This window comes from Polymorphospora rubra (assembly GCF_018324255.1).
Classification (GTDB): Bacteria; Actinomycetota; Actinomycetes; order Mycobacteriales; family Micromonosporaceae; genus Polymorphospora; species Polymorphospora rubra.
In genome coordinates this window covers 721,388-747,484 of record NZ_AP023359.1, presented here as the reverse complement: position 1 = coordinate 747,484, position 26,097 = coordinate 721,388, and the positions used below count along the sequence as shown (strand labels likewise).

The window sequence follows — 26,097 nt, the reverse complement described above, 5'->3', positions numbered from 1 at the left end:
CTATTTGCTGACGGTTGCTGTTGCGTGGGCCCGGGTGGCGGCCCGGGCGGCGTCGAAGCGGGCGCGCGGGAGCGCGTACTCCTCGGCGAGTTCCGGGCGCGGGTCGACGCGCAGCGCGGCGTGCTGCGCGGCCCGCAGTGGCCCGGTGCCGGTCCAGGCACCGGTGCCGAGCAGCGCGAGGGTCGCGGCGCCGAGCGCGGCGCCGTGCTGGGCGGCATCCGGCCGACTGACCGGCCGGCCGATGAGGTCGGCGAGCACCTGGAGCATCAGCCGGCCGCGGGCACCGCCGCCGGTCGCGGTGATCTCCGCCGGTACGTCGACGAGCATCGCCCGCGCGGCGTCGGCGAGGCTGAAGCCGATCCCCTCGATCAGGGCCCGGGCCAGATGACCGTGGGTGTGCCCGAGATCGAGGCCGAGGAAGGCGCCGCGGACGGCCGGGCCGCCCTCGGCGACGGTGCCGCCGGCGAGCGTCGGCACACAGGTCAGTCCGTCGGCGCCGACCGGTGCGGCGGCCGCCTCGTCGAACAGGGCGTCGAGGTCGCCGTCGCGGCCGAGCACCCCGGCCAGCCAGTTCAGGCTGCTGCCGCCGCCGAACGTCGACAGGGCCGAGATGTACAGGCCGGGCAGGACATGGTCGAACACGAACGGCCGGCCGACCGGGTCGAGTACGGGGTCGGTGGCGGCGACCGTCACCCAGTTCGAGGAGCCGAGGGAGACGTACGCCTCGCCGGCCCGGTCGAGCCCGGCGCCGAGCGCCATGCACGAGTTGTCGACGCCGCCGGCGACGACCGGTGTCCCGGCCGGCAGCCCGGTCGCGGCCGCCGCGTCGGCGGTGACGTGGCCGATGACAGCGGTCGACGGCACGATCTCCGGCCACCAGTCGGCGGGCAGGTCGAGGGCGGCCAGTACGTCCGGCAGCATCCGGCGGGTCGCGAGGTCGTAGGCGCCGCTGCCGGAGGCGTAGCTCTGGTCGGTGCGCTGGACGCCGGCCAGCCGCGCGTTGATCCAGTCCTTGCTGCCGAGGATCCGGACCGTACGGGCGGCGACCTCCGGGTGTTCGGCGCGCAGCCAGGCCGCCTTGAACACGGTGTACATGCCGCGCGGGAATCCGTTCCCGGTGCGGCCGTACCAGGCGTTCTCGGCTCCGGACGGCGACCCGGAGCCGGCGGCGGCGAAGTAGCCGGCGGCGGCGGCCTCGCCCCGGGTGTCGGACCAGATCGGTACGACGGGCAGCAGCGGGTTCGCATCCGCGTCGACCGGCACCATCGCCAGGCTGTGCCCGGACAGCCCGACCGCGACGACGTCGTGCCGTCCGGCGTCGGTGGCCAGCAGTTCGCGCGCCGACCGGACGACCGCGTCCCACCAGTCCGCCGGCCGCTGCTCGTGCCGGCCCGGCGCCGGATAGTCGGTGTCGTACGCGACGAAGGCGGTGCCGACCACCCGGGCGGCCCCGTCGACCAGCGCCGCCTTGCAGCCGCCGGTCCCGAGGTCGAAGGAAAGAACAGCCTCGGTCATGTCCGCCGGTCCGTGTCGAGGACGGCCTCGTGCTGCAGGCCGGAGCGCATGTGCGACAGCCGGGACTTCATCGTGCGGATGTCCTCCAGCGCCGTGCCGTCGCGGCGCAGCAGGACCATCGTGGCGAGGATGTCGACGACGACGAGCTGGGCCAGCCGCGAGATGGTGGGCGTGTAGATGTCGGTGTTGTCCAGCGACTCGACGACGAGCGGGATGTTGCTCAGCTCGCCCAGCGGGGTCTTCCCGCCGGTGATCCCGATGACGGTCGCGCCCCGCTCCCGGGCCACCCGTACGGTGTCCAGGATGGACACTGTCCGGCCGGTGTTCGAGATGGCCACGAACGCGGTCGACGGCGTACTCGTCGACGCCGCCAGGAACTGCTGGTGGGTGTCGACCGGCGCCGAGCACGGCACGCCGAAGAGCGGGAACTTCTGCTCGGCGTCCATCGCCACGATGCCGGAGGCGCCCAGCCCGATGAAGACGATGTGGGTCGAGGCGGCCAGCGCCGCGACCGCGCTGTCGAGGGCGCCGAGGTCGAGGTGCCGCCGTACGTGGTCCAGCGAGGTGATCGAGAAGTCGAAGATCTTGCTGACCGTGGTGGCGGTGCCGTCCTGCGCCTCGATCACCGACTGGGTGGCCGGGATGCCGAGCGCGACGCTCTGCGCGAGCTGGATCCGGAAGTCGTGGAAACCGTCGCAGCCGATCGCGTTGGCGAACCGGACGATGGTCGGCTGGCTGACCCCGGCGGCCTCGGCGAGTTCGGCGAGGGTCATCGGTACGACCGCGTGCGGGTCGGCGAGCACCACGTCGGCGACCTTGCGCTCGGAGCGGCGCAGCGACGGAAGACTGTTGTTGAGGCGCTCCAGCACCGGCGGGTTGCTCATCGGCCGGCCGCCAGGTCGAGGGTGCCGCCGTGCCCGGGTACGCGTACGGCGACGCCGCCACGGGCGGCCAGGTCGAGGTCGAAGCCGTCCGGATCGACGGTGTTGAAGGCAAACATGCCCCAATGATGTGGCACCAGGATTCCGATGCCGGCGCGGACGCACAGGTCGACCGCCTCGGCGAAGTCGAAGTTGCCGGGGACCCCGTTCCCGAGCCGGTGGGCGTCGCGGCCGTTGACCGGCAGCAGCGCCACGTCGACACCGAGGTCACGCAGCCGTTCGGCCTGCCCTTCGAAGGGCACGCAGTCGCCGGAGTGGTAGACGCGCACGCCACCGGCCTCGACGACGTACCCGAGGAACCGGTCGTCGCCGTTGTCGTCGCGTACCCGGGTCTCGTGCGCGGCCGGGACCGCCGTGACGGTGAACGGCCCGTAGCCGACCCGCTCGCCGTCGGCGAGCGGGTCGATCCGGTCGGCCGGTACGGCGGAGCGGCGCAGCGCCTCGTCACGCACCGGGCGGGGGCAGGCGAGCCGGGTCGCGGGCTGCGCGGCCAGCAGCGGGGCGAGGGTGTCGGGGTCCATGTGGTCGGTGTGCGCGTGCGAGCAGAGCACGGCGTGCACCGGCGGCAGGCCGGCGACGGTGACCGGGGCGGGACGCAGCCGGACGTGCGGGAAGAGCGTGCCGGCGTACTTGCGGGCCAGCGAGTCCGACAGGTACGGGTCGACGAGCAGGTGCGCGTCGCCGTACGTGAGTTGGAATCCCGCCTGCCCCAACCACCTGGCCCGCACCGTCACCGCACCTCCTGCGCGGCGTCGTACAGCCGCTCGAAGTCCGGCCCGGCGGTCGGGATGCCCAGGTCGAAGACGGCGTCGACGGCCCGGGTCCAGCCGTGTACGAAGTAGCGCCAGCCGTCCTCGACGGTCAGCCCGTCGGCGTCGGCCCGGGCCCGCGCCTGCCGCAGGAACCCGAGTTCACCGCGGTAGTTGAACTCCCAGGCGTACCCGCCGGACGGGAAGACGGCGGCGTCGGTCAGCGGCGAACCGGGCCGGTCCTTGCCCATGCCGGTGGCGTTGACGACCACGGCGCCGGGGGCGAGGCCGGCGAGCAGCTCGTCGTGCGTATCGCCGGGGGAGAGGCGGTGCGTCACCCACTCGATCGCGGGATTGCCGCCGCCGATGTCGGTCCGGATCGAGGCGAGCCGGTGGTCGGCGATGTCGGTGACCACGACCCGGCCGGGGGCGTCGGTGCCGGCCCGGTGGGCGAAGTAGTCGCAGAGCGCGAGGGCGGCACCGCCGGCCCCCATCACCAGGACGTCGCGCCCGGCGAGCCGCGGCACGATGGCCTGCAACGACAGTTGGCTGGTGATGGTGTCCAGCGCGTGGCCGTCGATCCAGCCGTCGCGGGCCACCAGGGCGCTGACCTCGCGCAGCCGGGCGGCGTCGTCGTTGACCCGCCGCAGCAGGTCGGTGCTGGCCGCGTACAGGTCGAGCTTGTGGGTGGTGACCAGGGCGCCGCGGGAGAGTTCGTCGTCGCGCAGGTGCGCGACCACCCGCCGGTAGACGGCCGGCTCGGCGCCGACCGGTACGTCGATGCCGACGAGTTCGACGTCGTCGAGGCCGAGCAGCGGCCGCCAGGCGGCGAAGACCCGGTGGATCGCGGACGAGCCGGTGGTGACGCCGACGAAGTACATCGTCGGGCTCGTGGCCGGGCGCAGCGTGTCCGGGGTCAGGGTCTCGGCGGTCACGACGCGGTCCCTCCGGCCTCCGCCACCAGCCGTACGGCGTACGCGGTGTTGATGCCGAACCGGGTCGCGCCGGCGTCGAGCAGGGCGTGCACCTGCTCCAGGGACCGGATGCCGCCGGACGCCTTGATCTCCCGGTCCGGTCCGGCGATCTCCCGCATGGCGCGGACGTGCCCGGGCGTGGTCGCGATGCCCTGCCAGCCGGTCCCGGTCTTCAGCGACTCGGCGCCGGCGTCGACGGCGACCCGGGCGGCGTCGCGCAGTTGACCCGCGTCGAGCAGGCCGACCTCGAGGATGACCTTGACCGGTACGCGCCCGTCGACGGCCTCGAGTACGGCGGCGACGTCGCGGGTGGCGGCGGCCAGCTCACCGGAGCGGACCAGGCCGACGTTCATGACGACGTCCATCTCCTGCACACCGGCGTCGAGCAGCCACCGGGCCTCGGTGACCTTGACCGGGGTGGCCGAGCCGCCGGACGGGAAGCCGACCGGGGAGCCGGCGTTGGTCGTCGACCCGTCGAGCAGCGGCCGCAGCACGGGCAGCCACGACGGCAGCACGTGGGCGGCGACGAAGTCCCCGGACAGCGCGTGCCGGGCCAGTTCCTCGACGTCGGCGCGACCGTGCTGCGCCTGTACGGCACTGATGTCGACCATGCGGGCCAGGGCCGGCCCGGTCAGCTCACCGGGGGACATAGCCGCTGTTCTCCTCCAGTCGCCACCCCGTGCCATCGGCGACGGCCCGGTGCCGCATACCACCGGAGCGGGCGATGATGCCGTAGTCCTGCCCGGCGTCGGCCGGGTAGCAGAACAGCGTGACGAGGTCCTCGTCGCCTAGGTTGACGCTGCGGTGGATGTGCACCGGCGGCACGTACGCGACGACGCCGGGCCGCAGCTCGGTGACGACGGTCTGCCCGTCGAGGGTCTCCATCAGCATCAGCCCGTGGCCGGACAGGCAGTGGTAGATCTCGGTCCGGTCGTGCTGGGCGTGGATGTGCCCGCGGGTCATGTGGAACTCGGCGCCGACCCGGCCGGCGGACAGCGTCGAGATGCCGGTGATCAGGTCGCCGGCCGCGCCCGAGGGCCGGAACTCGTCGACGTGGTAGATCACCCGGTCGGCCTCGGTCGCCAGGCGGGCGGCGAACGCCTCGGCGTCGGCGAACAGTCCGTCGAGATCGGACAGCCTCTTCTCGTAGCGGCCGGTGCGACCCGTCATCCCCTCGGGCTTGATGACGAGTGCCGGGCCGGGCAGGGGTTCGGACACGTTGCTCCTTTTGTCGTGCCGTTGGCGCGGTAGCTCCGTTTGTACGTGCCGTTGGCGCGGTGACTCACTTGGTCGTGCCGGGTGGCGCGGGCCGTCCACCGGGTGGTGGTGCGTCCACCCGGTGGACGGAACCCGTGCGGCCGCGCTCCTCCCGATCACTTTGTAGCAAACTTACAAGACGCTGTCACGCTCCAGTAATCATGGCGAGATCTGGGTGTAGCGTTCTTTCACCACCGCAGCGGAAACTGTGGTGAACCAAAACCTCATACCAGGACTAAAAACGGGCAAACTAGGCCAGACTTCGCGTGGGCTCGAGACATCTCGGTGTAACGTTTGAAAATCTCCCGTTGACATCCCGGTAGCCAAATGTAGTGTTGCTCCTCGAAATCTGTGGCTTCACCCACACCACGGAAGTGGGAAACCACAGCGACCCGCTGGAGGGAGGCGTCGCGATGAACGTGTCCGCCCGCCGTCGTGAGATCGCCGACCTCGTACATGCCGCCGGCCGGGTCGAGGCGGCCGAACTGTCGGCCCGTTTCGCGGTCAACTCCGAGACGATCCGCCGCGACCTCTCCGCGCTCGAAGCCGCCGGCGATCTCCAGCGGGTCCACGGCGGTGCCGTCGCCCGCACCACCCTCGCCGTCGAGGGCCGGGTCTCCGGCCGCATCGCCGAGCGTCGCGCCGAGAAGATCGCGATAGCCCGCGCCGCCGCCCGGGAGATCCCACCGTTCGGCGCCATCTTCATCGAGGCCGGATCGACCACCGGACACCTCGCCAAGCTGCTGCCCGACCGGGGCGACCTGCTCATCGTCACCAACGCCCTGCAGATCGCCCTCGAACTGACCGACCTGGGCCGCTCGACGGTCATGACCATCGGCGGCCGGGTACGTCCGGCCAGCTACGCCGAGGTCGACGCCTGGGCCCTCGAACGGCTCGCCCAACTGCGCTTCGACGTCGCCTTCGTCGGGGCCAACGCCATCGACACGACCTGGGGGCTCTCCACCCCGGACCCCGGCGAAGCCGCGGTCAAGTCGGCCATCCTCGCCTCGGCCCAGAAGGCCGTACTGATGACCGACCACACGAAGTTCGGCCTGCGGGCCGCCTGCCGGTACGGCGCGATCGGGGACGTCGACCTCATCGTGACCGACCGGGGGATCGGGAGCGCGACCGTGGACGACCTGCGGGCGCTCGGCACGGAGGTCCGCCTCGCTGATGGCTGACCCCGCACGGCGACCGATCGGTGATCACCACGCACACCCCACCACCCTGGAGGAAAGAATGTCTTCCCGAACACGAGTAAAGGCGGTCACCCGCGGCGCCGCCGCACTGCTGGCCGTGACCCTCTTCGCGACCGCGTGCGGTGGCGGCGGCGGATCCGACGACGGGCCGAGCGACCCGATCGCCGGCCGGCCCACCCCGACCGACCAGGCCGCCGACGGCGAGGTCCGGATCGCGATGATCGGCTTCGCGAACAACCCGTACTGGGTGAACGTGAAGGCCGGCGCCGACTATGCCAACCGGGTGCTGTCCGACAAGGACGGCAGCGTCACCTGGATCGTCGCGGGTGAGAACATCGACGTCCAGACCGTGTCCAGCGCCATCCGCGCCGCCGACGCCCAGGGCTACGACGGCGTCGGGTTCTTCATCGCCGGCGAGGGCAACTGCGCCGACATCCAGACGCTGTCCGGCAAGGGCAAGAAGGTCGGCGCCTACAACACCCTCTTCGACTGCGTCGAGGGCTCCGGCGGCACCGTCAACTACGCCCAGGAGCAGTACAAGGCCGGCCAACTCGCGGCCGAGGAGATGATCAAGGCCTCCAACGGCCAGACCGGCAAGGTCGGCATCATCGTCAGCCAGTTCACCGCGCCCGGCTCCGAGCAGCGCCGCCAGGGCTTCGTCGACGGCCTGGCGGGCTCCAACCTGACCCCGGTCAGCCAGGGTGTCGAGGCCCGGGACTCGGCCTCGAACACCTTCACCGCGGCGCAGAACTACCTGCAGTCGAACGCCGACCTGCTCGGCATCTACGCCACCGCGGGTGGCCCGTTCGGCGCGGCCCAGGCCGTCGCCGCCGCCGGCAAGCAGGACACCGTCAAGGTGATCGGCTACGACATCAGCACCGAGAACATCGCGGCCATCAAGGACGGCTCGATGTACGGCGTCATCGGCCAGGACGCCTTCGGTCAGGGCTACAACGTCGCGATCGAACTGTTCAACGCCGCCGTCACCGGCCAGAACCCCAGCCCGGTGGCGCAGGAGGCCAACGCGCCCTTCGTCACGGCGGAGAACCTGGCCGAGCACGACCCGTCGGTGCTGCCGCTCGGTGCCGTGGGCGCCTCCTGAACCGCCTAGAGCCTGAACCGCCTAGAGAAGGCCCGTAACCCCATGAAGCCCACCCAGGTGGACGACGTCAAGCCGGCGGCCCTCGCGGCCGCCGGCCTGGCGAAGTCGTTCGGCGCGGTCAAGGCACTGCGCGACGTGTCGCTCGAGTTTCCGGCCGGCCAGGTCACCGGACTCCTCGGTGAGAACGGCGCCGGCAAGTCCACGCTCATCCGGCTGTGCTCCGGCCAGATGCAGCCGGACCGCGGGCACCTCACGCTCAACGGCGAGCAGGTCTCCTTCGGTTCGCCACTGGAGGCGATCGCCGCCGGCGTCGTCGTGGTCAACCAGGAGCCGCTGCTGATCAGCGAGCTGACCATCGCCGACAACCTGTTCCTGTACGACCTCGGCGAGCGCCCGGCGTACGGGCTGGCCCGGCGCGGGGAGAACGTGCACAAGGCCCGGGAACTGCTCGACCGGCTCCAGATGGCCGACTACCTGCCCGACCCGGCGACGCTGTGCCGCGACCTGTCGGCGGCGTCGCGCCAGATGGTCGACATCGTCCGGGCCCTGTCCCGCCAGCCGAAGGTCCTCTTCCTCGACGAGCCCAACTCCAGCCTCACCCACGAGGAGTCCGAGCGGCTCTTCGCGGTGATGCGCAAGCTGCGCGACGAGGGGGTGGCGGTGGTGCTGGTCAGCCACCGGCTGGCCGAGGTCTATTCGATCGTCGACAACGTGATCGTGCTGCGCGACGGCACCTTCGTCGCCGCCGGCCCGCCCGACGAGATCGACCAGAAGCGGGCCGTCGCGCTGATGGCCGGCGAGAAGAAGCGGGCGGTCGTCGCCGAGGTGGTCGCCGAGCGGGCCGAGGGCATCGAGACCGCCGAGGTCGCCCTCCAGGTGACCGGCCTGACCGGTGAGGGCTTCACCGACATCGACTTCAACGTCCGCCGTGGCGAGATCATCGGCATGGCCGGTCTGGTCGGCGCCGGCCGTACCGAGATCGCCGAGGCCGTCATCGGGCTCCGTCCGGTCGACCGCGGCCAGATCACCGTCGGCGGGCGGACGGTACGCATCTCCGGTCCCGGCCGGGCCCAGCGGCTCGGTATCGCGTACGTCGCCGAGGAACGCCGTACCGAGGTGTTCCACGCGCAGAGCGTCGGCTACAACATCACCGCCCGGATCCTGTCGACGCTGGGCCACCTGGGTTGGGTGTCGGGGCGCCGGGCCACCGCGACCGCCCGCGACCTCGCCCGGCGCTTCGGCGTCAAGGCCGCCTCCACCGAGGCACCGATCACCTCGCTGTCCGGCGGCAACCAGCAGAAGGTGCTGCTCGCCCGCGCGCTGGCCGCCAAGCCGAAGGTGCTGATCCTGGACGAGCCGACCCGCGGCGTCGACGTCGGCACCAAGGCCGAGATCTACGCGACGCTGCGCGAACTCGCCCACGGGGAAGGGCTCGCGGTCTGGTTCATCTCCTCCGAGCTGGAGGAGGTCGTCGAACTCGCCGACCGCGTCGTCGTCATCCGGCAGGGCCGGGTGACCCGTGACGCCCCGAACAACGCCGGACCCAACCCCATCGTCGCCGCGGCGATGGGTGCTACCGAAGGATGAACATGTCAGCCACCACCGTTGCGAAGCAGCCGGGGCGGTCCTGGAAGGACAGCGCGCTGGCGATCGTCAAGCGCCAGGAAACCGGCCTGCTCGGCGTCATCATCGTGCTCGGCCTGCTGGTGAGCCTGGCCAACGAGAACTTCCTGACCCGGGACAACCTCTACAACGTCCTGCAGACGGTGGTGGTCATCGGCATCATCGCCATCGGGCAGACCTTCATCCTGATCGGCAAGGAGATCGACCTCTCCGTCGGCTCCGTGCTCGCCCTCTCGGCCGTCTCCGCCGGGGCGGCGTTCGGCAGCGGGGTGAACCCCTGGCTGGCGATGCTCATCGGTATCGGCGTCGGCGCGCTGTCGGGTCTCGCCGTCGGCACCGTCGTCGTCCTCGGCCGGGTCAGCTCGTTCATCGTCACCCTGGGCATGCTCTCCATCGCCCGGGGCCTCACCCAGCTGCTCACCGGCGGCCTGCCGCAGGCGATGCCGCGCGAGCTGTCCTTCATCGGCCAGGGCCGGATCTTCGGCGGCATCCCGGTAAGCGTGGTCATCTTCCTGGTCCTGGTGATTCTCGGCCAGCTCCTGCTGACCCGCACAGTCTTCGGCCTGCGGGTCACCGCGGTCGGTGACAACGACACCGCCGCCCGCACCGGCGGCATCCCGGTCGGCCGGACCCGCATCCTCAGCTTCATGCTCATCGGCACGCTCGCCGGTGTCGCCGGCATCGTCTTCGCCACCCAGGTCGGCGTCGCCGAGGCCCAGGCCGGCATGGGGTACGAGCTGGACGTCATCGCCGCCGCCGTCATCGGTGGCGCCAGCCTCTCCGGCGGCCGCGGCTCGATCATCGGCGCCTTCCTCGGCGCCTGCCTGCTCGGCGTGCTGCGCAACGCGTTCATCCTGCTCGCGCTGTCGCCGTTCCTCCAGCAGCTGTCGATCGGTCTGGTCATCGTCCTCGCCGCCCTGTTCGACCAGTGGCGCCAGGGCAACCTCCGGCACCTGCACCCCAAGGCACTGACCCGCCGCTTCGCCGGCCGCAAGGCCTGATCCCCGCGTCTCGAAAGGACCACGAGCACCATGAAGCCGCAACCATTCCGCGTCCACGACCAGCGGGTCGTGCGGGCCTTCGTCGAGGCCCGGCGCAACCACACCGCCGACGAGTCCCGGCTGAAGTTCGGCTGGAGCAACTGGGGCTTCGGCACCGAGGACCTCGCCGTGTCCGCGGCCCGCCTGGAAAAGAACGGCGTGCGGTACATCGAACTGCACGGCAACCTCTACTCCGAGGACCTCGGCTACAAGCCGGACGAGACCCTGCGGATCCTCGGCGACCACGGCATCACCGTCTCCGGCATCTGCGGCATGGTGACCCCCAACCAGGAGTTCGCCCACAACCTGCCGCACGTGCGGGCCCGGGCCATCGAGTACTTCCGCCGCCAGGCGAAGTTTGCCCAGGCCGTCGGCGGGTCGTACCTGCTCTTCGGCGCCGCCTCCGTCGGCCGGCCCACCGCCTTCGACTCGTACGAGGTGGAGCGGTCGGCGCAGACCATGAAGCTGGTCGCCGACGACTTCGCCGCCGCCGGCATCCGGGGCGCCGTCGAGCCGATCCGGCCCGAGGAGACCAGCATCGTGCACACCTTCGAGCAGGCGCTGCGGCTGCTCGACCTCGTCGACCACCCGGCGATCTCGCACCTCAACGGCGACCTCTACCACATGCTCAGCGGCGAGCTGCACCTCGGCGCGACGATCCTCGACCACGGTCACCGGATGCTCAACCTGCACATGGCGGACTCGAACCGCCGTGCGCTCGGCCACGGCCTGCTCGACCTCGACGTGATCATCATGGCCCTGTACGCCATCGGCTACCAGCGCGGCGACAACTACTGCTCCGCCGAGCCGCTCGGTGCCGGCGGCAACCCGTACGCTGCGATGAACCTGCCGCCGCAGACCGAGAAGCTCGACGAACTCGTCCGCGTCTCGGCGGAGACGTTCCGGCAGCGCGAGGAAGAGGTGCTCGGTGCCAGCGACGAGGAACTCTTCGCCCTCTACCAGATCGACTCCGAGTAACGCGGTGCCCGGCTTCACGCTGCACGTCGTCTGCCCCAACCCGGCAATCGACCGGCTCCAGGTGGTCGCCCGGTTCCACCCGTACGAGGTCAACCGGGTCACGTCCGTACGCAGCCTCCCCGGCGGCAAGGGCATGATCGTCTGCCGGGGGCGCGGCGGCTCGACGCGACGGTGGCCGCGTACGGCTTCGTCGGCGGCTTCACCGGCCAGGTGATCCGCCGCGGCTGCGCCGACCTCGACATCCTCGACCGGCACATCGAGGTCGAGGGGGAGACCCGGGTGACCCCGGTCGTCATCGAGGAGAGCACCGGGCGGTCGACGGTGCTCAACGAACGCGGCCCCGACATCACGCCCGGCGAGGCGGAGAAGCTGCTCGCCGCGATCGCCGCCGACGTACGGGCCGGTGACGTGGTCGTGTCGACGGGCAGCCTGCCGCCGGGCTGCCCGCCGGACCTGCACGCCCGGATCGCCCGGTCGGCGCTGGCCGCCGGCGCGACCGCGATCGTCGACGCGCACGGCGGGCCGCTCGCCCGGGTCATCGACGACGTCCGGTCGGCGCCGCCGGCCGGCCGACTCGTCGTCAAGCCCAACGTGCACGAGCTGGCCGGCGTGCTCGGCCGGGACCTGCCCGACCTCGCCGCCGCCACCGCCGCGATGCGCGACCTGTACGACGAGACCGGGGCGACGTTCGTCGTCACCCTCGGCACCGACGGTGCACTGTGGATCGACGGCGCCGAGCGGCTGGCGGTCGACACCCCGAGGGTCGAGACCCGCAACGCCACCGGCTCCGGCGACTCGTTCCTGGCCGGCCTCGCCGTGGCGCTCGGGCGTGGCGACAGCCCGGCCGACGCGCTCGTGCTCGCGTCGGCGATGGGCGCGGCGAACGCCGCCTCGCTCACCCCCGACGTCGACCCGGACCTGGTCGCGCAGCTGCGCGAGAAGGTGACCGTCACCACCCCGGGGACGCCGTGAGTGAGCGGAGCGAGCGAGCCATCGGGCTCAGTGGTGCACACGGTGGTGCCGAGCGAAGCGAGGCGACGCCGTGAGTGAGCGGAGCGAGCGAGCCATCGGGCTCAGTGGTGCACACGGTGGTGCCGAGCGAAGCGAGGCGACGCCGTGACCCAGTTCCTCGGGGTGGACATCGGCACCACCCGGACGAAGGTCGGCTGCTACGACACCGCCGCCGGCCGGCTCGTCGCGCTGCGGCACGCCCCCACCGTCGTCGAGGACGACGCGTGGGGCGGCCGGCGCGACGCCGGCCGGCTCGCCGCCTCGGTCGAGGATCTGCTCGCGCAGTTGCTCGCCGATCCCGCCGTACGCGTCGGTGAACTCGCCGGCGTCTGCGTCGGCTCGGTCGGCGAGGAGGTCGTGCTGCTGGCCGCCGACGGCACCGTTACCGCCCCGGTCCTGGCCTGGTACGCCAGCCACGGCCGGGAGGCGAAGGCGGAACTCGCCGGCACCCGCTGGTCCGGGGTGGACGAGACGTTCTCCGTCTTCAAGCTCCGCTGGCTCGCCCGGCACCTGCCCGACGCGGTCGCCGCCGCCCACAGCTTCACCTGCCTCGCCGACTTCGTCGCCCGCGACCTGCTCGCCGACCGGACCGCCCCGGTGTTCCTCAACGTCTCGCACGCGTCGCGGACCGGCCTGCTCGACGTACGCGGGGGAGTGCTGCGTGCCGACGCGCTGCCCGACCTCGGCCTGCCCACCCTCGCGCTGCCGGAGCTGGTCGGCAGCGCCACCGTCGTCGGCCGGACGACCGGCGCGGGCGTGCTGCCGGCCGGGGTACCCGTCGTCACCGGCGGCCACGACCACATGTGCGGCGCGTTCGGTGCCGGCGTACGCAAGCCCGGCGACGTCTACGTCTCCGCCGGCACCTCCGAGGCGCAGCTGCTGCTGCTGGACGAACTGCCGGACACCCTCGAACCCGGCATCGACGAGGGCGTCTTCGTCGCCGGTGGGCTGCGGTTCGTGCACCGGGCCACCCCGTCCGGCCGCTACTACCAGGCGTGGCACAACATGCTCTACGCCGGCGTCGACGACGACGTGATGTGGGACGAGATCGCCCGGGTGGTCGACGACGTCGAACCGGCCGTGATCGACGCCGACCGGCGGCTGATCCGGCTCGCCGACCTGCCGATGGACGCCACCCGCGCCGACGCGATGGCCAGCCTGCTCAAGGGGCTCGCGGTCGAGGCGGAGGCGACGACGGTCCGGCTGGGGCACCTCGGCCGCACCGAGATCGCCGACGTCACCATCGCCGGGGTCGCCGCCGGCTCGCCGGTGTGGCGTCGGATGCGCCAGGAGGCGACGCACCGCCGGCTCCGGTTCGTCGTCGAACCCGAGGCGACGGTGCTCGGCGTGGCCGTACTCGCCCAGCTCGGCGTGACCGGGACGGCGGACGTGCCGGCGCACCTCACCCGCGATTGATCGTCTGCTGTTCAGACATTCGACACGCCGTGCCCTGACTGTCTGAACAGCAGACGATCATCGGGAGCCGTGTCGAGTGCCCAGCCGTGTCGAGTGCCCAGCCGCGTGGGGAGTGGTCAGCCCGCGTCGCGGTGCCGGAACGTGACGCCGGCGAGCAGCAGGAGCGCCACGCACCAGCCGAGCAGCACGAGGATCCCCGTACCGGGTGACAACGCTCCGGGCGGGAGCGGCCCGAGGTGGAACGCCTGCTTCCCGGCGACGTCGGGCAGGAACCGGGCGACCCCGCCGAAGCGGGCCAGGTACGGCGACACGAGCAGGACGAGCGTGAGCGTGGTCGCCACCGTCGCGACCGCGTTCCGCAGCAGGACCGCGGTCGCGAAGGCGAGCAGGCCGATCAGCACGAGGTAGCCGACGGCCCCCGCGTACGCCCGGACGACCTCGTCGTCGTCCCCGACCGGTGTTCCGTGGAGGCGCACGACGAGCCACGCGGTCCCGTACGACGTGCCGACGCCGAGCAGCGCGGTACCGAGTGCCGCCCCGAGCCAGGCGACCGTCTTTCCGGTCAGGAACAGCATCCGGTCCGGAACACCGGTGAGGCTGGTGGCGATCTGCCCGTCGACGTACTCGCTGCTGACGGCGAGGATGCCGAGCAGGACCAGCCCGATCTGGACCAGTCCGACGGGTTGCAGCGCGGCAGCGGCGACATCCACCGCACCCGTTTCCGCCGCGCCGGCCTCGACCGTGCCCGTTTCCGCCGCTCCGGCCCGGCCGAGGGCCGCGTTCGTCATCGCCGCCGACAGCAGGGCGGCGGCGCCGACGGTGCCCACCACCGTCCACCACACGGCCGGCAGGGTGCCGAGTTTGCCGAGTTCCGCGCCCGCGACACGACCGAGCGTCCGCAGGCCCATCAGGCGTCCCGGCGGACGAAGACGGCGCCGGCGACGGCGAGCAGCGCGACGGCCCACGCCGCCATGACGAGGCCGCCGGTGACCGGGTCGAGCATGTCCGGCGCGTGGTATTCGCGGGCGAACATCTGAGCACCGGCCACGTCGGGCAGGAACCGCGCGGCGGGAACCGACCGGGCGAGCAGGTAGGTGACCGACACGAGCGAGGTGTTGGCGACGATCACGACCAGGGGAACGATCCCGCTCCTGGTCAGCAGCGTGATTCCGAACGCGAGCCAGGCGGTGAGAAGCCAGTACAGGCCGGCGCCGACGGCCCGGGCGGGGTGGTCGGCGCCGTACGGCTGGGCGTGGTCGCCGAGCAGGAACCCGCTGGTCGTCAGGGTGAGCGGGACGGCGACGGCCGCCAGCAGGGCGACGAGAGCGGTGAGGACGGTGAGCTTGGCGGCCAGCACGCGCAGCCGGTGCGGCGTCGCGGTCAGGGTGGTGGTGACCTGCCGGCCGCCGCCGGCCCTGACCCGGTTGGCGGTGTATTCGCTGCTGACGATCACCACGCCGAGGATCGCCGCCCCGACGACGCCCATGCCCAGCTCCCCGAACCCGCTGTCCACTGTGGAGGTGGTGACGAGGGATCCGGTCCGGCCGCTGTCGAGTGCGCTCCGCAGCGAGAACGCCGAGAGCGCGGCGATACCGACCGGTACCACGACGGCCAGGGCCGCGCCGACGACGACCCCGGGCAGACCGAGCGACTTCCTGATTTCCGCGTCGAGAGTGCCGGGCACCGTCAACCTCCCCGGCCGGACCGGTGCGCCGCACCGGCGTCGGTGAGTGCGAAGAAGGCGTCCTCCAGGCTGGCGTGCCCGGCGGTGACCGTCTCCAGTGGACCTCGCGTGACGATCCGCCCGGCGCTGATGACGACGAGGTCGTCGGCGGTGTCGGCCATCTCGCCCATGAGGTGGCTGGAGAGCAGCACGGTGCGACCGCCGGCCGCGTACCGCCGCAGGAAGGTCCGGACCCACCGGATGCCGTCGGGATCGAGCCCGTTCACCGGTTCGTCCAGCACCAGCGCGTCGGGCTCGCCGAGCAGGGCAGTGGCCAGGCCGAGCCGCTGCCCCATGCCGAGGGAGAAGAGCCCCACCGGCCGGCGGGCCGCCTCCGCCAGGCCGGTCGTCTCGAGCACCTCGTCGACCCGGCGCTTCGGGATCCCGTTGCTGCGGGCGACCCACGACAGGTGCGCCCGCGCCGTACGGGACCGGTGCGCCCCGCTGCCGTCGATCAGCGAACCGACCGTACACAGCGGGTTCCTGAGCCGGCGGTATTCGACGCCGTCGAACAGGGCCCGGCCGGCGTCGGCGCGGTCGAGGCCGAGCAGGATGCGCAGCGTCGACGACTTGCCGGCCCCGTTCGGGCCGAGAAAGCCGGTGACCCGCCCGGGCTCGGCGGTGAAACTCACGTCGCGGATCGCGTACTTCCCGCGGTGTCTCTTGGTCAGGTGGTCGACCTGGATTCTCATCGAACGGCTCCCGAAACGCTGTGGACCGCCAGCGTCACAGGAGCGGCCGTGGCCCGTGTCCCCCGAAAGTTGACACCTACGGACGGAGCAGACCCGCCTCCACCGCCAGCACGGCGAGCTGGGTACGGTCCCGCACGCCGAGCTTCGCCAGCATCCGGCTGACGTACGTCTTCACGGTCTCCGGACTCAGGAACAGCTCACGGGCGATCTCGGCGTTCGACAGCCCCTGTGCCACCAGGCCGGCGACCTCGATCTCCCGCGCGGAGAGCACGACACCGGGCGGCATCAGCCGGCGGGGCGTGACCGGGGCCGGGCGGGTGGCGAACACCCGGATCAGCCGGCCGGTCACCTCCGGTGCCAGCATGGAGTGGCCGGCGTGCACGACCCGGATGCCGCGCAGGATCTCCTCCGGCGGCGCGTTCTTCAGCAGGAACCCGGACGCCCCGATCCGCAGCGCCTCGTACACGTACTCGTCGGTGTCGAACGTCGTCAGCACCAGCACCCGGGTGGCGGCGGTCCCGTCGAGGATGGCGCGGGCCGCCGCCAGCCCGTCGGTGCCGGGCATCTGGATGTCCATCAGCACCACGTCGGGGCGCAGGTCGCGGGCCAGCCGTACGGCGTCGGAACCGGTCGCCGCGTCGGCGACCAGTCGCAGGCCGGGGTCGCTGCGGACCAGTGTGCACAGCGCGGCGCGGATCCGCGGTACGTCCTCGGCGACCAGGACCCGCACCGGCCCGTCGTCAGTCATCACGGCCCACGGTCGGAATGGTCACCCGCACCTGGAACCCGCCGTCGGGGTGGTTGCCGAACTCGGCGCTGCCGCCGGCCAGCGACGCGCGTTCCCGGATGCCGGCGAGGCCGTTCCCCTCGGGGCGGCCGGCCGGTCGGCCCGGCCCGGTGTCACGGACCGTGACGATGGTTGCCGCGGGACCGCCGTGCACCTCGACCCGGCAGGTCGCGCCCGGCGCGTGCCGGACACCGTTGGTCACCGCCTCCTGCACGATCCGGTAGACCGTCAACTCCCTGGCGGCACCGAGTACGGGGGTGCCGGTGACCGTGACCGTGGTCGGCGATCCCGCGCGTGTCGCCCGTTCGGCGAGGCCGGGCAGGTCGGCCAGGCCCGGGGCCGGTGTCCGGTCGGCGTCCTCCTCGTCACGCAGGGTACGCAGCAGGCCCTGCACCTGTTCGAGGGCGTGCCGGGCCGACGACTCGATGGACGTCAACGTCCGGCGCATCTCCTCCGGGCCCGTCGCGGCGACATGCCGGGCCACCCCGGCCTCGATGCCGATCGTGCCCAGCGTGTGCGCGACGACGTCGTGCACCTCGCGGGCGACCCGCAACCGCTGCTCCGCCGCCCGCCGCTCGGCCCGCGCCCGCGCCGTCTCCGCCGCCGCCCACGCCTGACGCCCGACCATGCTGCCCACGATCCACGACCCGGCCAGCAGTGCGACGCCCACCGTCACGTACCGCACCGTCTCCAGCGCGGCGGCGGTGGCGGGCGCGCCGACCATCGTCGTACCGGCCACGACCGCCACGAACAGCGCCACCGGGAACCACGGCGACCGCGACCCCCACCGTACGGCGGCCGGGTACAACGCCCACGCGGCGGCGACGAACGGATCACCCGTCACGCCCAGGACCGCGGCCAGCAGTGTCGCAACGGCAACCACCGGCGCACTCGCGAGCGGCAGCCGCCACCGGACCGCCGTACCGGCGACGACCACGACCGCCAGGCCCACCCCGACCCACCGCCGTGCCCCGTCGGCGGAGGCCAGCGCCGGCAGCCACAGCACGACGACGACGGCCAGCGCGAGCGCGACGTCACCGAGCGGACGCAGCCCGCCGCGGCGCGGGTCCGCGGTCACCCCGTGAGCAGTTCCAGGATCGACTGGCCGTACTTGGCCAGCTTGTTCTCGCCGACACCGCTGACCCGGCCGAGTTCGGCCAGCGACGTCGGGGCGTCGGCCGCGATCTGGCGCAGCGTCGCGTCGTGGAAGACGACGTACGCCGGCACGCCCTGCTCCTTCGCGGTCGCGGCCCGCCAGGCCCGCAGCCGCTCGAACAGCTTCGTCGCCTCCGGGTCCAGGTCCTGCGCCGGGCTCCGGTCTGCCTTCTGCTTCGGGGTGCGGCCGGCCGCCGGCCGCTCCGGTTCGCGGCGCATCATCACCGTCCGTTGCCGGCCCAGCACCTCGGCGCTCGCGTCGGTCAGCACCAGCGTGCCGTAGTCGCCCTCGACGGCGAGCAGCCCCTGCGCCAGCAGTTGCCGGACCACGCCCCGCCACTGCGCCTCGCTCAACTCGGTGCCGATCCCGAAGACGGTCAGCGAGTCGTGGCCGTGCTGGACGACCTTCTCGTTCTGCCGGCCGAGCAGGATGTCGATCGACTGGCCGGCACCGAACTTCTGGTTCCGTTCCCGCTTCAGCCGCAGCACCGTCGACAGCAGTTTCTGCGCGGCGATCGTGCCGTCCCACGACTCCGGTGGTTCCAGGCAGGTGTCACAGTTGCCGCACTTCTCCACCTGCGCCTGGCCGAAGTAGGCGAGCAGTTGCCCGCGCCGGCACTCGACCGTCTCGCACAGCGCCAGCATCGCGTCGAGGTGACCGGCGAGATTGCGGCGGTGCGCCTGGTCGCCCTCCGAACCCTCGATCAGCTTCCGCTGCTGCACCACGTCTTGGAGCCCGTACGCCAGCCACGCCGTCGACGGCAGCCCGTCCCGGCCGGCCCGCCCCGTCTCCTGGTAGTAGCCCTCGACCGACTTCGGCAGGTCCAGGTGGGCGACGAACCGTACGTCGGGCTTGTCGATCCCCATCCCGAACGCGATCGTCGCCACCATGATCAGGCCGTCCTCGCGCAGGAACCGTTTCTGGTTCCCGGCGCGGACACCGGCGTCCAACCCCGCGTGGTACGGCAACGCGGCGATCCCGTTCTGCACCAGGAACTCGGCCGTCTTCTCCACCGACGCCCGCGACAGGCAGTACACGATCCCGGCGTCCCCGGCGTGCTCGGTGCGCAGCAGGTCGAGCAGTTGCCGGCGTGGCTCCCGCTTCGACACGATCCGGTACTGGATGTTCGGCCGGTCGAAACTGGCGACGAAGTGCCGGGCGTCCTTCAGGTCGAGCCGGGTCGCGATCTCCTCGTGCGTCGCCGTCGTCGCGGTCGCGGTCAGCGCGATCCGGGGTACGTCCGGCCACCGCTCGTGCAGCATCGACAGCGCCAGATAGTCGGGCCGGAAGTCGTGCCCCCACTGCGCCACGCAGTGCGCCTCGTCGATCGCGAACAGCGCGATCTTCCCGCTCTCGAGCAGCCGGACCGTGCCGGGGGAGCCGAGCGCCTCCGGCGCCAGGTACAACAGGTCGATCTCACCGGCCCGGAACTCCGCCTCGACCATCCGCCGGATGTCGAGATCCAGCGTCGAGTTGAGGAAGCCGGCGCGTACGCCGACCGCGTGCAACGCGTCGACCTGGTCCTGCATCAGCGCGATCAGCGGTGAGATGACGACCGCGACACCGTCACGGACCAGCGCCGGGATCTGGTAGCACAGTGACTTGCCGCCACCGGTCGGCATCAGGACCAGGGCGTCACCGCCCCCGACGACCTGGTCGATGATCTCCCGCTGGCTGCCCCGGAACTCGTCGTAGCCGAACACCCGCCGGAGGATCTCCAACGGGTCCTTGCCGCGTACCTCGACGGGGGAAGCCATCCGCGCAGTCTACGAGCCGCCGACCGTCCCGCCCGGCCCGGCGTGCGGGTCGAACCGTCGGTGTCGGCCGACCGGGCGGGAGGGCGCCGCCTCATTGCGGCACCCTCCCGTTCGGCTCAGTCGTCGGTGATGGTGATTTCCAGCGGGCCGTCCGGCAGGGGCTGGCCGTTGACCCCGTACGACGACTGCAATCCGCTTTCGTCGATCAGGGTGAAGCCGTACGAGTAGGTGCCGGCGGCGATGCCGTAGGGCAGATAGCCCTGGAGGTTGAGCGTTCCGTCCGGTGCCGGATAGGCGCTGCCTCCCGAGCCGTCAACCACGTTGCCGGCGCTGTCGTAAAGGTGGAGCCAGTACCCCCTGAGCGGGGCGACCGGGGTGGTCACCTGCATGGTGAGGGTCGGTGTGGTGCTGGCCGCCTGACTGCGGGGGACGGTCGTCGGAGTGAGGACCACTGCACTCGCCGTCGGCGGCACGGTGTTCACCACCCGGGTGATGACCAGCCCCGGAGCGGGGCCTCCGTAGGGCCTGCCGTAGGTGGCGACGTTGCCGGCGCCGTCCACCACCAGCACACTGTCCACCACACATTCCTCTGCGTGTCGGAAGACGGTGACGCCGATCGAGATCGCGCCATCCGGATCAACGGTCGGCTCGCTGCCGTCCAGTTGGCACCAGGCCATCTCGAAGTCGACCCGTACGGTGCTGACACCGTTCTGAGCCCCTTCCACGGCCAGGCGGATACGTGTGGCCGAGTGTTGGGTCCAGTTGTCGACCGGATTCGGGTTGGCGGAGAAGTCGCTCACGCTCACCACCTCGTTCGAGGTGAGCGTTACCGGCGCCGTGGTCGGTGGGACGACGGTCGTCTGGTTGCCGACGTTGTCGAACAGTGTCACCTCGGAGACCTGCCAGACACCAGAGGCCGTGCCCGCCGGCACGTCGAGCTGGAACCGGCAGGTCATGGTGTGGTCGCCGATGCTCTGGGGACGGCAGTCCGAGCCCCAACTGGACAGGTTCGTCTCGAAGGCTGCGGTGAGGATCTGCCCGTTCGGGCCGGCCAACCGGAGGGTGCCCTTCCAGAATCCTGTCTGTGCGTCGTGCAAGGTGGCGCGGTATGGAAGCACGCTGGCGTGGTTTCCGACGAAGCGGTAAGGGGCATCTCCGTCGAACTCGATCGAGTTGATGGCCGGAGGGGTCGAGTCGACCGCGGTCCGCGCCTTCAGCCACGGACGGTGCCCCGCCAGTTGCGCGCCCTCCAGGTTCAGCGTGGCGCCCGTGTCGTCCACGGCGTGGAAGCCGGCGACCAGCCACGTCGTCGACGTGGTCTTGCCGTAGCGCGGGACGGCGAAGTCGTACTCGTAGGTCGACTCCTGGGCGTCCCCGGACACGAAGCGGACGCCTTCCCAGCTGCTGTAGAGCCAAAAGTGGAGTTCACGCGCCGTTCCGACGTACGCGCCGGGCCCGCTGCCCGCCATCCGCAACCGGACCGAACCCGACAGGTACATGGCGTCGGGATTCGTGTTGCGGACCGTCCAGGTGAGGGTGACGGCGACACTCTGCTCGCGGACGTCAACCCGCTTCGACGCGAAGCTCAGGGAGGAGAGGCCTAGGGAGCCGGATGTCTGGGCGGCGGCCGGTGTGGCCAGGGCGGCGCCGGCGACGCAGGTGGCGGTTGCCAGGGCCACCCGCGCCAGCCACCGCAAGAGGGGGGTCGATCGCATGCGAGGTGTATAGCAGTCGCTACCGACAGTCTCGGAGGCATTTCTTCGCGGCCGGTCCGCGGCCGTCCTGTTGTGGCCCGGGAGAAAGAACCCCGATCTGGACGGACCGCTGTCGCGGAGGCGGCGCAGGCGGTCGGGATCGGCGCGGTCGGGTGGCCGATTCGTGTGGCCTCGACGCTTGGCGTCGTTACCCAACACCATGCCACGTCACTGGTGAACGTCAATCACGATTACGGTGACGTTGTCTCGGCCACCATGATCGAGGGCCAGGGTCACGAGATGTTCGGCCACTTCCTCTGGCGTGATGCCAGTATCCAAGGCATTACGCACCGACTCCTGCGGGACGTACGAGGACAGGCCGTCTGAGCACAGCAGGATTCGATCACCGGGATGGAGTTGGACAGGCGTTAGATCCGCGGATCGGCCATCCGTTCGTCCATCGAGAAAGCGGGCGAGCTTTCCGGGAAGGTTCGGCACTGCATCGGCGTCGGCCAAGAGGTGTTGGTAGGTGTGGTCCTCGCTAATCTGGATCAATCTGCTCCGGGTCGTGTGGCACGAGGGCGAGTCACTAACCACGCCGATCCAGCATATGCGGAGGCTGCTGGAGGCGTTTGAAGTGCTGCGAGTGGCCGGCAGTGTCGTCCACAGCGTCCAGACGAATGCCACCTTGATCAAGCAAGGGTGGATCGACCTCTTCCACGAGTACGGGTTTCGCGTCGGTGTTTCTATCGACGGACCGAAGACGCGTAACCTGCTGCGCGTCGACAGAGCGGGACGGCAGACCTTCGACCTGACTGCGAGAGGAATCGGTCGACTGCGAGATGCAGGCATACCCTTCACGGCCATCTGCGTGGTAACCGTCGAGACCGTCGACCACCCTGATGAGCTGATCGCCTTCTTTACGGATCTTGGTTGCGAGTCGGTCGGCTTCAACATCGAGGAGCAGGAGGGGCTCAATGCGCACCGGGAGCAGGTCACCGCCGATCGGGCTCGGGCGTTCTGGTCGCGACTCTGGCAGTTGCAGGCCGAGGGTTCACGGGTGAAGGTGCGAGACCTGGACCGCTTTCGTGGCTACCTCGACCGTGCGCGACGAGGTCTGCCCCGCCCGCGGGGCGCTGTACGATCCGATCCCGACGGTGTCGACCGATGGAGACACCGTCCTTCTTTCTCCGGAACTCCTTGGGATCACCGCGCCGAAGTACGCCGACTTCGTCGTTGGCAACGTCACTTCGACGCTCCTGCCCCAGATGATTCGCGAGGCGGTGGGGAACGGGTATGTCGTTGAATTTGCCGATGCGTTGCGCTCGTGCGCGGCAACCTGCGAATTCTGGGATTTTTGTCAGGGTGCGCAGGCGGGAAACCGATTCTTTGAACATGGAACCTTCATGGTCGCCGAGACGGCCTACTGTCGCAACAGTCGCCAAGCGCTTGTTCGAGCAGCCCTCGATCAGGTCACTCCTCAGATTGGATTTCGATGAGCATTCTGGAACTGCTTACGCGGGCCGACGCCGACCTTGGGCCCCTCGGAGTCGGCGACGGTTCATACGTAAACCTTGGTGCCAAGTTCGACAACCGGCCCAGTTGGGACAACCGAGGTAAGGGATTCGACAATCGACCTACCTGGGACAACTGGACCAAGCGGGGTAAGTAGTCAACCCCCGTAGCTGTGCCGGCCGGTCCCGCCTCCTGGCGGGGCCGGCGCCCTCGCGACCTAAGGTGGACCACCATGGAAACCCGCACCATTCGCGACCTTGGCGTCCTGCTTCCTGGGGACGAGTCGGACGATCTCGACCCTGTGGAGCGTCTGCCGCGCGCTGGCGCGGCCATGTCCGAGCGAACCGTCTCCGGCGACGTCTGGACCCGCGCCGAACTGGATGGCGTAACGGTCGGTCGAACCTGGTTCGTCGACGCCGATCTGGACCGGAGTCACTTCGATACGGTGACCCTTGACCGATGCGCCTTCCGAGGCTGTTCCGTAATGGGTGTGCATTGGGAGAACCTCGCACTCAGGAACGTGATCTTTGAGAACTGCCGCCTTGACTACGCCACCTTCACCAAGATTAAGACCTCCGGGCCGGTGGCATTCCTGGGCTGTTCCCTGACCGAGACGACATTTGCCGGTGGAAAGCTCGCCCCGAGCGTGTTCGACAACTGCCGGATGGCGGGCACCACATTCGACGGTTGTGACCTGCGCGGGGCGGACCTGCGCGGCAACGACCTCTCCGGTCTGGACGTCGTCACCGATCTGCGAGGCGTACGACTCAGTGCCGCGCAACTTCCCGCACTCACCGAACTGATCGTCCGCACACTGGCCATCCGGATCGACAACGAGTCCCCCTGACAGCCGCCGTACCGACAGACCCGCATGGGGCGGGATATCCGGGGGTGTCGGAGTCTCCGGGCGGGTAGTCTGCGGCCATGTCCTGCACCGGTCTGTGCGTCCCGTCGGCTCTCCGCGAGCGACGGGTGGCTCGGCTGCGAGCCCTGCCAGACCGCCTGCACTGACCCCTTCCGTGTCCGGCGGACCGATCCGCCGGATGCCACCTCACCGCCGACCGGTCCGCCTTTCGACCGACCCGTAGCAGCCGCACCGCTGCCGGGCCGAGATTGGCGTACCGATGAACCTTGAGAAGTTGCTCGCCGACCGGCTGGCTCCGGCGTTCGCGGCGGTGACCGCCGCGGCCGTCGACGCCGGCCCCGACGGGCCCGTCGACCCGGCCGTACGGCGGTCGCAGCACGCGGACTTCCAGTCCGACGCGGCCCTGTCCCTGGCCCGCCGGCTGCACCGGGCGCCCCGGGACGTCGCCGCCGAGGTGCTGCGTCGCGCCGAGCTCGCCGACCTGTGTGCCGTCGCCGAGGTGTCCGGGCCGGGCTTCGTCAACCTGACCGTCGCCGACGACGTACTCGGCTCGCTGCTGTCGACCATGGCCGCCGACGACCGGCTCGGGGTCGCCGCCGCCACCGACCCGCAGACCGTCGTCGTCGACTATTCGGGGCCGAACGTCGCCAAGGAGATGCACGTCGGCCACCTGCGGTCGACGGTGATCGGTGACGCCGCCGTACGGCTCTCGGGGTGGCTCGGGCACACCGTCGTCCGGGCGAACCATCTCGGCGACTGGGGCACCCCGTTCGGGATGCTGATCGAGCACCTGCTCGACCTGGGGGAGTCGACGGCGGCCCACGAACTGTCGGTCGGTGACCTGGACTCGTTCTACCGCGCCGCAAGAGTGAAGTTCGACGCCGACGACGCGTTCAGGGAACGGGCCCGGCGCCGGGTGGTGGCGTTGCAGGGCGGCGACGAGTTGACGTTGCGGCTGTGGCGGCTGCTGGTCGCCGAGTCGGAGCGGTACTTCCTGTCGGTCTACGGCCGGCTCGACGTGACCCTGACCGCCGCCGACTTCCAGGGCGAGAGCCGCTACAACGACCGGCTCGCGCCGGTCGTCGAGGAACTCGACCGGGCCGGACTGCTGCGCGACAGCGGCGACGCCGCCTGCGTCTTCCCGGCCGGATTCACCGGCCGGGACGGCCAGCCGTTGCCGGTCATCGTGCGCAAACGCGACGGCGGGTACGGGTACGGGACCACGGACCTCGCCGCGGTCCGGCACCGGACCGCGGACCTGGGCGCGACCCGGCTGCTCTACGTCGTCGGCGCCCCGCAGCGACAGCACCTCGAGATGGTGTTCGCGGTCGCGCGGGAGGCCGGCTGGCTGAAACCGCCGGTCACCGCCGAACACGTCGGCTTCGGTTCGGTGCTCGGCGCCGACGGCCGGATGCTGCGCAGCCGGGCCGGCGGCACCGTGAAACTCGTCGACCTGCTCGACGAGGCGGTACGGCGGGCCGCCGAGCTGGCCCGGGCGAAGAATCCCGACCTGGACGAGGCCGCCGTGGCCGAGGTGGCGCGGGCGGTCGGGATCGGTGCGGTGAAGTACGCCGACCTGTCCACCGACCGGATCAAGGACTACGTCTTCGACTGGCAGCGGATGCTGTCGCTGGACGGCAACACCGCGCCGTACCTCCAGTACGCCCACGCCCGGATCCGCTCCATCTTCCGCCGGGCCGGGCCCGGCGTACCGACCGGTGCCCCGATCGTGGTCGGTGATCCGGCCGAGCGGGCGCTGGCCATCGAACTGCTCGGTTTCGAGGCGGTCGTCACCACGGTCGGGCGGACGCTGGAGTTTCACCGGCTCGCCGGCTACCTGCACACGGTGGCGACGACGTTCAGCGGCTTATACGAGCGGTGCCCGGTCCTGCGTGCCGACGGGCCGGTGCGCGACAGCCGGCTCGCACTGTGCGACCTCACCGCGCGGGTGCTGCGGCGGGGACTGTACCTGCTCGGCATCACCACCCCGGACCGCATGTGACCGGCGGGTGGGCGCCCGCGCCGCCGCGCGCGCCCGCCCGCCGGCCGGGCCCGTTCCCGGCCCGTCGCACAGCGTTACCGCATGCGATAATTCACCGCCAT

26 protein-coding genes and 1 pseudogene are annotated in these 26,097 nt (G+C 71.2%); 13 read left to right on the top strand and 14 right to left on the bottom strand.

Annotated elements, in window-relative coordinates:
- Genes Prubr_RS03285 through Prubr_RS03260 form a run of 6 tightly spaced genes read right to left on the bottom strand, consistent with a single transcriptional unit; the run spans position 1 to position 5,397 of the window.
- Positions 1-1,515 carry a xylulokinase gene (locus Prubr_RS03285; protein WP_212821515.1) on the bottom strand — a complete coding sequence of 505 codons (1,515 nt, stop codon included), beginning with the start codon at positions 1,513-1,515 and terminating at the stop codon, positions 1-3.
- Positions 1,512-2,399, bottom strand: a complete 888-nt coding sequence (locus Prubr_RS03280) for an SIS domain-containing protein (RefSeq protein ID WP_212821513.1) — start codon at positions 2,397-2,399, stop codon at positions 1,512-1,514. The genes Prubr_RS03285 and Prubr_RS03280 overlap by 4 nt, the downstream gene beginning before the upstream one ends.
- Complete coding sequence (locus tag Prubr_RS03275; protein WP_212821512.1) at positions 2,396-3,190, bottom strand: MBL fold metallo-hydrolase; 795 nt, start codon at positions 3,188-3,190, stop codon at positions 2,396-2,398. The genes Prubr_RS03280 and Prubr_RS03275 overlap by 4 nt, the downstream gene beginning before the upstream one ends.
- Positions 3,187-4,140: a shikimate dehydrogenase family protein gene (locus Prubr_RS03270; protein WP_212821510.1), complete on the bottom strand. Its 954-nt coding sequence runs from the start codon at positions 4,138-4,140 to the stop codon at positions 3,187-3,189. Before Prubr_RS03270 ends, Prubr_RS03275 begins: the two co-directional genes overlap by 4 nt.
- A complete protein-coding gene (deoC, locus tag Prubr_RS03265) occupies positions 4,137-4,829 on the bottom strand; it encodes a deoxyribose-phosphate aldolase (RefSeq protein WP_212821508.1) in 693 nt (230 codons plus the stop codon). Before deoC ends, Prubr_RS03270 begins: the two co-directional genes overlap by 4 nt.
- Positions 4,816-5,397 (bottom strand): glucose-6-phosphate isomerase family protein, encoded by a 582-nt coding sequence (locus Prubr_RS03260; protein ID WP_212821505.1) that lies wholly within the window; start codon positions 5,395-5,397, stop codon positions 4,816-4,818. Before Prubr_RS03260 ends, deoC begins: the two co-directional genes overlap by 14 nt.
- Before the next feature lie 452 nt (positions 5,398-5,849).
- Between Prubr_RS03260 and Prubr_RS03255 the strand changes: the two genes are divergently transcribed.
- The 8 genes from Prubr_RS03255 (at position 5,850) to Prubr_RS03220 (ending at position 13,805) form a co-directional block, all read left to right on the top strand.
- The gene (locus Prubr_RS03255; protein WP_212821497.1) at positions 5,850-6,617 is read left to right on the top strand and encodes a DeoR/GlpR family DNA-binding transcription regulator; all 768 of its coding nucleotides are present in this window, start codon (positions 5,850-5,852) and stop codon (positions 6,615-6,617) included.
- A gap of 58 nt (positions 6,618-6,675) precedes the next feature.
- Positions 6,676-7,737: a sugar ABC transporter substrate-binding protein gene (locus tag Prubr_RS03250; protein ID WP_212821495.1), complete on the top strand. Its 1,062-nt coding sequence runs from the start codon at positions 6,676-6,678 to the stop codon at positions 7,735-7,737.
- Between the two features lie 42 nt (positions 7,738-7,779).
- Positions 7,780-9,324, top strand: a complete 1,545-nt coding sequence (locus Prubr_RS03245; protein WP_212821493.1) for a sugar ABC transporter ATP-binding protein — start codon at positions 7,780-7,782, stop codon at positions 9,322-9,324.
- A gap of 2 nt (positions 9,325-9,326) precedes the next feature.
- Positions 9,327-10,361 carry an ABC transporter permease gene (locus tag Prubr_RS03240; RefSeq protein WP_212821491.1) on the top strand — a complete coding sequence of 345 codons (1,035 nt, stop codon included), beginning with the start codon at positions 9,327-9,329 and terminating at the stop codon, positions 10,359-10,361.
- Between the two features lie 30 nt (positions 10,362-10,391).
- Entirely contained in the window at positions 10,392-11,378 is a 987-nt protein-coding gene (locus Prubr_RS03235; protein ID WP_212821489.1) for a sugar phosphate isomerase/epimerase family protein, read from the top strand.
- A 4-nt stretch (positions 11,379-11,382) separates the two neighbouring features.
- A complete protein-coding gene (locus Prubr_RS03230; protein WP_212821487.1) occupies positions 11,383-11,592 on the top strand; it encodes a hypothetical protein in 210 nt (69 codons plus the stop codon).
- The gene (locus tag Prubr_RS03225; protein WP_212821485.1) at positions 11,550-12,350 is read left to right on the top strand and encodes a 1-phosphofructokinase family hexose kinase; all 801 of its coding nucleotides are present in this window, start codon (positions 11,550-11,552) and stop codon (positions 12,348-12,350) included. Before Prubr_RS03230 ends, Prubr_RS03225 begins: the two co-directional genes overlap by 43 nt.
- 144 nt (positions 12,351-12,494) lie before the next feature.
- On the top strand, positions 12,495-13,805 hold the full coding sequence (locus Prubr_RS03220) for an FGGY-family carbohydrate kinase (RefSeq protein ID WP_212821483.1): 1,311 nt from the start codon (positions 12,495-12,497) through the stop codon (positions 13,803-13,805).
- A gap of 116 nt (positions 13,806-13,921) precedes the next feature.
- On the opposite strand, the gene Prubr_RS03215 is transcribed toward Prubr_RS03220, so the two are convergent.
- From Prubr_RS03215 to Prubr_RS37595, 8 genes are all read right to left on the bottom strand, one after another.
- Positions 13,922-14,713: a hypothetical protein gene (locus Prubr_RS03215; RefSeq protein ID WP_212821482.1), complete on the bottom strand. Its 792-nt coding sequence runs from the start codon at positions 14,711-14,713 to the stop codon at positions 13,922-13,924.
- Positions 14,713-15,489 (bottom strand): hypothetical protein, encoded by a 777-nt coding sequence (locus tag Prubr_RS03210; RefSeq protein ID WP_212821480.1) that lies wholly within the window; start codon positions 15,487-15,489, stop codon positions 14,713-14,715. The genes Prubr_RS03215 and Prubr_RS03210 overlap by 1 nt, the downstream gene beginning before the upstream one ends.
- 2 nt (positions 15,490-15,491) lie before the next feature.
- The gene (locus Prubr_RS03205) at positions 15,492-16,220 is read right to left on the bottom strand and encodes an ATP-binding cassette domain-containing protein (RefSeq protein ID WP_212821478.1); all 729 of its coding nucleotides are present in this window, start codon (positions 16,218-16,220) and stop codon (positions 15,492-15,494) included.
- Positions 16,221-16,296: 76 nt separating this feature from the next.
- Positions 16,297-16,968 (bottom strand): response regulator, encoded by a 672-nt coding sequence (locus tag Prubr_RS03200; RefSeq protein ID WP_212821476.1) that lies wholly within the window; start codon positions 16,966-16,968, stop codon positions 16,297-16,299.
- On the bottom strand, positions 16,961-18,085 hold the full coding sequence (locus tag Prubr_RS03195) for a sensor histidine kinase (protein WP_212821474.1): 1,125 nt from the start codon (positions 18,083-18,085) through the stop codon (positions 16,961-16,963). The genes Prubr_RS03200 and Prubr_RS03195 overlap by 8 nt, the downstream gene beginning before the upstream one ends.
- Positions 18,082-19,920 carry a DNA helicase RecQ gene (gene recQ / locus Prubr_RS03190; protein ID WP_212821472.1) on the bottom strand — a complete coding sequence of 613 codons (1,839 nt, stop codon included), beginning with the start codon at positions 19,918-19,920 and terminating at the stop codon, positions 18,082-18,084. The genes Prubr_RS03195 and recQ overlap by 4 nt, the downstream gene beginning before the upstream one ends.
- 116 nt (positions 19,921-20,036) lie before the next feature.
- On the bottom strand, positions 20,037-21,635 hold the full coding sequence (locus Prubr_RS03185; protein ID WP_212821470.1) for a hypothetical protein: 1,599 nt from the start codon (positions 21,633-21,635) through the stop codon (positions 20,037-20,039).
- A 207-nt stretch (positions 21,636-21,842) separates the two neighbouring features.
- Positions 21,843-22,130: a PP2C family protein-serine/threonine phosphatase gene (locus Prubr_RS37595; protein WP_281425876.1), complete on the bottom strand. Its 288-nt coding sequence runs from the start codon at positions 22,128-22,130 to the stop codon at positions 21,843-21,845.
- Between the two features lie 94 nt (positions 22,131-22,224).
- On the opposite strand from Prubr_RS37595, the pseudogene Prubr_RS38110 reads away from it, so the two are divergent.
- From Prubr_RS38110 to argS, 5 genes and pseudogenes are all read left to right on the top strand, one after another.
- Positions 22,225-22,473 (top strand): annotated as a pseudogene (locus tag Prubr_RS38110) (radical SAM protein); the annotation flags it as partial.
- 229 nt (positions 22,474-22,702) lie between these two features.
- Positions 22,703-23,113 carry a radical SAM protein gene (locus Prubr_RS03175; RefSeq protein ID WP_212821468.1) on the top strand — a complete coding sequence of 137 codons (411 nt, stop codon included), beginning with the start codon at positions 22,703-22,705 and terminating at the stop codon, positions 23,111-23,113.
- The gene (amcA, locus tag Prubr_RS37950; protein WP_343221588.1) at positions 23,110-23,286 is read left to right on the top strand and encodes a multiple cyclophane-containing RiPP AmcA; all 177 of its coding nucleotides are present in this window, start codon (positions 23,110-23,112) and stop codon (positions 23,284-23,286) included. The genes Prubr_RS03175 and amcA overlap by 4 nt, the downstream gene beginning before the upstream one ends.
- Before the next feature lie 75 nt (positions 23,287-23,361).
- Positions 23,362-23,976: a pentapeptide repeat-containing protein gene (locus tag Prubr_RS03170; protein WP_212821466.1), complete on the top strand. Its 615-nt coding sequence runs from the start codon at positions 23,362-23,364 to the stop codon at positions 23,974-23,976.
- 277 nt (positions 23,977-24,253) lie between these two features.
- Positions 24,254-25,996, top strand: a complete 1,743-nt coding sequence (argS, locus tag Prubr_RS03165) for an arginine--tRNA ligase (RefSeq protein ID WP_212821464.1) — start codon at positions 24,254-24,256, stop codon at positions 25,994-25,996.
- Positions 25,997-26,097: the final 101 nt, after the last annotated feature.

Coding starts and splice junctions, on each gene's coding strand:
- Prubr_RS03255 (WP_212821497.1), top strand. CDS start 5,850: ATGAACGTGTCCGCCCGCCGTCGTGAGATCGCCGACCTCGTACATGCC.
- Prubr_RS03285 (WP_212821515.1), bottom strand. CDS start 1,515: ATGACCGAGGCTGTTCTTTCCTTCGACCTCGGGACCGGCGGCTGCAAG.
- deoC (WP_212821508.1), bottom strand. CDS start 4,829: ATGTCCCCCGGTGAGCTGACCGGGCCGGCCCTGGCCCGCATGGTCGAC.
- argS (WP_212821464.1), top strand. CDS start 24,254: ATGAACCTTGAGAAGTTGCTCGCCGACCGGCTGGCTCCGGCGTTCGCG.
- recQ (WP_212821472.1), bottom strand. CDS start 19,920: ATGGCTTCCCCCGTCGAGGTACGCGGCAAGGACCCGTTGGAGATCCTC.
- amcA (WP_343221588.1), top strand. CDS start 23,110: ATGAGCATTCTGGAACTGCTTACGCGGGCCGACGCCGACCTTGGGCCC.
- Prubr_RS03250 (WP_212821495.1), top strand. CDS start 6,676: ATGTCTTCCCGAACACGAGTAAAGGCGGTCACCCGCGGCGCCGCCGCA.
- Prubr_RS03205 (WP_212821478.1), bottom strand. CDS start 16,220: ATGAGAATCCAGGTCGACCACCTGACCAAGAGACACCGCGGGAAGTAC.
- Prubr_RS03240 (WP_212821491.1), top strand. CDS start 9,327: ATGTCAGCCACCACCGTTGCGAAGCAGCCGGGGCGGTCCTGGAAGGAC.
- Prubr_RS03170 (WP_212821466.1), top strand. CDS start 23,362: ATGGAAACCCGCACCATTCGCGACCTTGGCGTCCTGCTTCCTGGGGAC.
- Prubr_RS03200 (WP_212821476.1), bottom strand. CDS start 16,968: ATGACTGACGACGGGCCGGTGCGGGTCCTGGTCGCCGAGGACGTACCG.
- Prubr_RS03235 (WP_212821489.1), top strand. CDS start 10,392: ATGAAGCCGCAACCATTCCGCGTCCACGACCAGCGGGTCGTGCGGGCC.
- Prubr_RS03215 (WP_212821482.1), bottom strand. CDS start 14,713: ATGGGCCTGCGGACGCTCGGTCGTGTCGCGGGCGCGGAACTCGGCAAA.
- Prubr_RS03185 (WP_212821470.1), bottom strand. CDS start 21,635: ATGCGATCGACCCCCCTCTTGCGGTGGCTGGCGCGGGTGGCCCTGGCA.
- Prubr_RS03280 (WP_212821513.1), bottom strand. CDS start 2,399: ATGAGCAACCCGCCGGTGCTGGAGCGCCTCAACAACAGTCTTCCGTCG.
- Prubr_RS03245 (WP_212821493.1), top strand. CDS start 7,780: ATGAAGCCCACCCAGGTGGACGACGTCAAGCCGGCGGCCCTCGCGGCC.